The sequence below is a fragment of the uncultured Campylobacter sp. genome (genome assembly GCF_938018145.1).
Classification (GTDB): Bacteria; Campylobacterota; Campylobacteria; order Campylobacterales; family Campylobacteraceae; genus Campylobacter_A.
Genome location: NZ_CALIII010000232.1, coordinates 1 through 6,564, shown reverse-complemented (window position 1 = coordinate 6,564; position 6,564 = coordinate 1). Strand labels below are relative to the sequence as shown.

6 protein-coding genes are annotated in these 6,564 nt (G+C 47.7%); all 6 read right to left on the bottom strand.

The window, feature by feature from the left end:
- A partial coding sequence (locus Q0338_RS05285; RefSeq protein WP_298085847.1) for a dynamin family protein occupies window positions 1-1,687 on the bottom strand: 1,687 nt, incomplete at its 3' end.
- A 154-nt stretch (window positions 1,688-1,841) separates the two neighbouring features.
- On the bottom strand, window positions 1,842-3,206 hold the full coding sequence (locus tag Q0338_RS05280) for a coproporphyrinogen III oxidase family protein (protein WP_298085846.1): 1,365 nt from the start codon (window positions 3,204-3,206) through the stop codon (window positions 1,842-1,844).
- Between the two features lie 351 nt (window positions 3,207-3,557).
- Window positions 3,558-4,349, bottom strand: coding sequence for a DUF2314 domain-containing protein (locus Q0338_RS05275; protein ID WP_298085845.1), 792 nt, complete (start codon window positions 4,347-4,349; stop codon window positions 3,558-3,560).
- Window positions 4,350-4,567: 218 nt separating this feature from the next.
- Entirely contained in the window at window positions 4,568-5,065 is a 498-nt protein-coding gene (locus Q0338_RS05270; protein ID WP_298085844.1) for a YajQ family cyclic di-GMP-binding protein, read from the bottom strand.
- Between the two features lie 2 nt (window positions 5,066-5,067).
- Window positions 5,068-5,997, bottom strand: coding sequence for a D-2-hydroxyacid dehydrogenase (locus Q0338_RS05265; RefSeq protein ID WP_298085843.1), 930 nt, complete (start codon window positions 5,995-5,997; stop codon window positions 5,068-5,070).
- Between the two features lie 9 nt (window positions 5,998-6,006).
- On the bottom strand, window positions 6,007-6,564 hold a 558-nt coding region (locus Q0338_RS05260; protein WP_298085842.1), incomplete at its 5' end, for a glutathionylspermidine synthase family protein.

Sequence of the window (6,564 nt, the reverse complement as noted above, 5' to 3'; positions counted from 1 at the left end):
CGTCGTCTGCGACGCGCTGCTTTAGCGTTTGCGCAAGGGATTTTAGCCCAAGCTCATAGCTGGCCGCGGTCTTAGCCGTATCTAGGCGCTCTAGCTCCTCTTTTACCGCGCCTCTTACCTCCTCTAGGCGGCTAGCTAGCGCAGCTTTTTGCTCGTTTAGCTCGGCGAGCTTTTGCGACAAGCTCAAATTTGAGCCCGTTAGCTTTAAAATCTCGCTTTGCGTATCCGCCGCAAACTGCGCGCAGACGCGGCCGAGCTCCTTTTTATATGCCTCGATACCAAGGCGAGATTTTTGGCTACTAGGCCCAAAAAGCGTCTCGTAAAGATACTCCTTAAACTCCTCGACGCCGCTGTTTTGCCCGCCCTCAAAATAGCTTTTGGCGCTCACGGCGAAAAACTCCGCCCCGATACCCAGCTCCCGCGTGCGCTCCTCGACGCTCTTTTTGGCGTAGGCAGCGACCTCGTTTAGCTCGCCTTCTTTTAGCACGTCGGCGTGAGTTAGCAACACGGCGAGCTTTACGGCATGCGAGTTTTGCAAGCTTGAAACGATAAAGTCCAGATCCTTTTGCGTGGCGCTTTGCGAGACGTTCATCAGGTGCACCATCAGATCGCACTCCCGCATAAATCGCCGCACCAGCTCCTCGCGCGCAGCCACCGCGTCGTCGATGCCGGGCGTATCGATGATGCGCACGTTGTCCTTTAAAAGCTCCAAATTTTCGTAAAGCTCGACGCTTTTTACGAATTTAGCGTATTTGGAGTCCGCCGAGGTGTAGAGCTTGATCTCGCCCGTTTTGACGGTCTTGCTAGCGGGCTGGTCGGAGCAAATTTGATTCGCGCTAGAGCTTTTAAATGTGGCTTTTGATTCACCGCCGTCCGCGTCAAATTTGCCGTTTAAATTTTGCGCCGTTTCGCTCTCAAATTTGACGCCCAAATCGCCGTAAATTTGAGCTATTTCGTCATCTTGATCTTTTGCTATGCCAAGCTCTTTTAGCTCCGCCTTGCTCCAAAAATTTATCTTTGCAAAAGGCTCGGGCGAGTATTTTAGCACGGTCAAATTTACGGTTTCGGGCACGTTTGAGGCGCCCAGGATTTTCTTGCCCAGTAGCGCATTTAGCAGGGTTGATTTGCCCGCGTTTATGACGCCGGTGACTGCTACGTTAAACTCGAGCTCGTGCGCTTTTTGCCGCGCTTTTGTCGCCGCGTTTGCGACGTGCGCGCCCGGGTTTAGCGACAAAATTCGCTCGCAGATATCGTTTAGCGCGTCTATTTTTTGATGAAAGACGTCTGATTTTTTAAAATTTGCACCCTCTTGCTCGTTCCCTGCGGTCAAATCTGCGCCAAGAGAGCGCAAAAACGCCGCAAGCCGCTTAAAATGCGCGGCGGAGATTATATTTTCGGTTTGCAGGATTTCCAGTGCGGCGAGTAGTTTTGATTTTGAGATTTTTGCGGCTTTTAGAGCGTTTATCGCGCCTAGCTGGGCGCACTGGAGGCTGTATATATCGGCCTTTAGCCCAAGCGCGTGAAGGATATCTCTAAACTCCTTTAGCGCCATAAATCTATCGAAATTTTCAGCATCCGCCGCGAGTAAAACGGCGAGGCTTCGCTCGTCTGCGAGAATTTGCGTTTTGGGATCCAAAAAGAGCTTAAGAGCGCCCCAAATTTCGCTTAAAAATTTATCCGTATCCACCGCTTCGCCTTTGATAAAATTTGCGTCCGCAAGGTCGCTTTCGGGGCGAAATTTAGCATAAATTAAATTTAAACAAGCTTGGGCGGGTTATTTTCGTGATAAATTTAAAGAAGTCTGTAAGAGGATCAAATTTGACGGCAAAATCGCGTCAAATTTACATAGCGGCTCGCGGCTGAATGATGTTTTGATCAAATTTTTGCTCGGTGTCTTCGCTCATGATGTGAAGCACTTTGCTGCGTTTGATCTTCGCGTCGTTTTTAAATATCGCGCGCACCTTGTCCATGCCTGCGTAGAAATCGCGCATGAGCACGACGCAGATGTATTTGCCAAAAAACGTCGGCTTTATGACGCCGTTTTCTTCATAGATCGCGTTCACTAGCTTTAGCAAGCTAAGCTCGACAAATAGGTCTTTGTTGATGTTCCCATCGTTTTGTTCGTTGTAAGCTTTGATATCGACTGCGCCGTCAAAAAGCCTTGTTAAAAACGTATATTTTAGTCTCTCTTTTTTGCTAAATGCACATTTTGCGATGACAGGGCTTTGCCTATCTTTGACCTTTCTGCCGTAGTCAAGTAGGTTAAAGGCGTTTATCACGAGCTCGCCGTCTAAAAAGCTAAATGCGCCGCTGCCCACACCCACGTACTCTAAATTTGAGCCCACGTATTCGTCGCGAAGGTCTGCGCTTTTTTCATTTGAAAACCCCCAAGCATTGCTTTGTCTGTAGCCGCTTTTAGCAAATTCGCTCACGATGATCTCGTAAAATTCGCGCTCGTTATCGACGTTTGAGACGCCCAGCGAGCGAGCGATGTTCTCTCTCGTTAGCTCTGATTTCATGAGCGGATAGAAGGTGATCTGCTGCGAAGAGATCGATTTTGCGACGCTTATGTCGTTTATGAGCTGCTCTTTTGTTTGATTTGGTAGGTTAAAGATGAGATCTAGGCTGATGACCGGGATCTTGCCAAGAGCCTTCTCGAGCTTTCTTTTCGTCTCTTCTGCCGAGCCAAATTTCTCATATCTGCCGACTCTTTTTAACGTCTCGTTATCAAAGCTTTGCACGCCTACGCTTAAGCGGTCGATAAGCCCGTCAAAACGGCTGAGGCTTTCTGGCGAGATGTGGTTTGGATCGCTCTCGGCCGAGATATCTTCGATGCTAAAGAGATCCTTTGCGAGTTTTAACGTCTTTTCAAGCTCAGGTTCGTTGATAAGCGTCGTGCCGCCGCCCACGTAAAACGAGCTAAAATCAAAGCCAGCCTCTTTTATCTGCCTCATCTCCTCGCGTAAATTTTCAAAGTAAATTTTCGCAAGCTCCTGCTCGTAGTGGTACTTGTGAAACGAGCAATACGGGCAAAAAGTGTGACAAAAGGGAACGTGTGCGTAGAGCATGTATTTTTTATCTTTTTTTGGAGTTTTAGTGTAAGTTGTGGTCAAAATGTCTATGTTAAATTCGTTGTATAGTGATTTTTGAATAGAATTATGAGCGTAATTTACTGCAAATTTTTCTATAATATTCTTAAATCCCACAATTAATTCCTCTTTTTAATTTTTATCGCGTATTTTACTTAGGTTTTGCTTAAAATAAAATTTTAAGGGGCTAGTCTAGCCTATTTAAATAAATTTAACGTAAATTTCGGTGTGGAAATTTACGGTTGCGCTTATATATCTTTTTATATAGACTGCGCTAAATTTTATCCCGAGGTAGCTCAAAAAATAAGTTTTATCCAACGCAGTTTGAGCGGTCGTGCAGCTTTAATCGAAGCTGTTGTTTTAAATTTCGGCACTGCATAGCCTAAAACGACTACGTAAAGATAAGTTTCAAGAATTCTTAAATTTAGGCCAAATTTAGCCAAGCGTCAAATTTGATCTAAAACCAAATTAAGCAAGCGCTTTAATGATATCTTTCCAGCCCAAATACCCGGCTAAATCAGCTGCGGTTTTGCCGCTTTTCGTGCGCGCGTTTTTGTCGGCGCCGTTTGCTAGCAGTACGTTTATGAGCGTTAGATTGCCCGCGAGCGCCTCGTGGTGCAGCTGCGTAAATCCGAGCTCATCGGCGTCCGTGAGGATACTTGGGTTTTCTTTGACGTATTGCTCAAATTTCTCGCGCACATTTTTACACATCGGGTGCTCGATCAAATTTTCCGGGTGTTCTTTTTGTTCGTAAACGACTAAAATATCGTTAAAATCGCCAAAATCAAGCCCCCACGCTTTATCGTGCTCTTTTAGCTCGCCCTTTTGCATACGCGAGCGCATCGCCTGCACGCTAAAGCCGCCGTATGCGCGTCCGCCCACCGCAAACATCCAGTCGCTCATCTCGTCTATCTTTGCGTTCACGCGGTCGCCGTTTTTTACGTTTTGCACGGCGTCAGGCTCGTTTACGAGCGTGCCAGAGATAGTCTCGCCGTCAAAATCCATGTCGTTTATCCACATGTGCTCGCCCACTTCCTCGCCGTCCACTACGTCTAAAAAGCAAATTTTAACCATCGCGAAATCAAGCCCCGGCACGACCCTGTGGCGCTCCCAGTAAAGCTCGCGCCAAAAATACCTAAAACTCTCGCGTGCCTGCTCGAATGCGCGCTGCATATAGTCCTCTTCGTTACTTGCGAAATAAATCGGCATTTGCTCGCCCAGATCTACTTGTTTGCCGAAAATTTTCTTAAAAAAGCCCATTTTTTATCCTTATTTATTTTTAGATTGAGAGCTAAAATTTCGATACGTTAAATTTGCGGTTAAATTTGACGAACCGCCAAATTTTGAATACAAAAATCAAGCGACGGTTTCGCGAGACGAATTTAAATGTTGCGACGAAAAATTGAGCGTGCGCTAGGCATGTAGCCTGCGGAGCGAAATTTTTCTAGCTCATTTAAAGGCGCTCGCGAAAATACCCGCTATTTTAAGTTTTTAAAGCTAATCGGTAGCTCTAAATTAAGCCCCTTCACAAGCCTAATGCACTCCTGCAGATCGTCGATACTTTTGCCGCTCACACGCACCTCTTCGCCGCGGATCGCCGCAGTTACTTTTAGCTTTGCGTCCTTGATCGCTTTGGTGATTTTTTTCGCGTTTTCGCTATCTAGGGTGTCGTTTAGCTTTAGCGTCGCCTTTAAATTTGCGCCGCTCGCGCTCTCGCGTTTGCTTTCAGACACGGCTACCGGCGGGATATTTCGCTTGATGAGCTTTGAGATCACGATGTCTTTTAGCGCGTCGATTTTGTTGTCGCTAGAGCTAAGAAGCGTGATGATTTTTTCCTTTTCGTTTAGCTCCACCTCGGCCGCAAGCCCCTTAAAATCATATCTCGCCGCGATCTCTTTTTTCGCCGTCTCCAGCGCGTTTTTGACCTCCATCATATCGACCGCCGCGCTTATATCAAAACTATGCTCAGTTGCCATTTTTATCCTTTCAAAAATTCTTTTATATTTTCTACGATCATCGCTACGAGCCGCTGCCTAGCCTCAAAGCTCGCCCAAGCCACGTGCGGAGTGAGTATCAAATTCTCCTTATTTTTGATACAAAGCAGCGGATGATCCGCGCGCATAGGCTCGGTCTCTAGTACATCCGAGGCAAATCGTAAATTTCGCCCGTCTATCGCGCGAGCAACGGCGCTCTCATCCACTATGCCGCCGCGACCGAAGTTCATCAGTATGGCGCCCTCTTTCATCAAATTTAGCTCCCGCTCGCCGATCAAATTTCGCGTTTTTTCATTCAGTGGAGCGTGGATACTCACGATGTCGCAGTCACCCAGAAGCTCGTTTAAATTTAGCCTTTTAAACTCGGCGTTTGCGTTTGCGCCGCTAGTTGAGTAGTAGCTCACATTCGCGCCAAATGCCACCGCGATGCGCGCCACGCCCCTGCCGATCTCGCCAAGTCCGATGACGCCAAAGCTCTTGCCCGCGATCTCGCCGATACTGCGGTCTAGATTCGTAAAAATTTCGCTCTTTGCCCACTCGCCGCTTTGCGCGTAGTTATCGTAAAATTTGATGCGATTAGTCAGCGCAAAAAGGCAAGCGAACGTATGCTGCACGACGCTAGCGGTGGAGTAGCCCGCGACGTTTTTTACCGCGATACCTTTTGCTGCGGCGTGCGCGAGATCGACGTTGTTCATACCCGTCGCACTGATGCAGATTAGCTTTAAATTTGACGCATCCATCACGTCTTTGTCGATCACGACTTTGTTTGTGATGACGACGTCCGCGCCCTTTAACCGCTCTATGCGCTCGGCTGCGGCGGTCGTCTCAAAGCTAACAAACTCGCCAAACTGCCCAAAAACGTCCAAATTTACGTCGCTTCCAAGCGTCGCGGCATCGAGGCAGACTATTTTCATTTTGCGTCCTTATTTGATAAAGTGCCCCACGAATTTGGAGTAGTTATCTAAAATTTCGCCGCCCCTGCGGTATCCCAGCGCGCACGCCTCGTAGGCGAAAAACACGCCAGCTTGGTAGCTGTTGTTGGCGGCGTCTTTGTTAAATTCGTAAAATTCCTGATAGATCGCGCGGTTTTGGCCGTAGTCGCCGCCATTTTGCGAGCTAATGCTACCGTCGGCCTCTATCACGCTCACGTTTGCGCCCTCTCGCCCAAAAACTGGCTTTTTCACGCATTTTTTGCCAGCTAACGGCTTGTCGCTAGCTTGCAGCAAAAGCGGGTGATTCGGATAGAGATCCCATAAAATTTTCAAGATACCTTTGCTTTGGAAAAGCAGCGTGTATGCGGGATTTAGGATGATGGCTTTTTGATTTTGGACGATATTTTTTAGGATGATGGCTAGCTCGCCTTCCTCTACGGCGATGTCCTCCCACGGCACGAGCTTGAACCAGTACTCGTAGTTTTCTCCGTCAAAAAACACGCCCTCCTCGTCGTTAAATACGACCTCGTGGGCGTAAGCAAACGCCGT

Excerpts from the sequence above, each read along its gene's own strand:
- Q0338_RS05270 (WP_298085844.1), bottom strand. The coding sequence starts at position 5,065 with ATGGCAACTGAGCATAGTTTTGATATAAGCGCGGCGGTCGATATGATG.
- Q0338_RS05265 (WP_298085843.1), bottom strand. The coding sequence starts at position 5,997 with ATGAAAATAGTCTGCCTCGATGCCGCGACGCTTGGAAGCGACGTAAAT.
- Q0338_RS05275 (WP_298085845.1), bottom strand. The coding sequence starts at position 4,349 with ATGGGCTTTTTTAAGAAAATTTTCGGCAAACAAGTAGATCTGGGCGAG.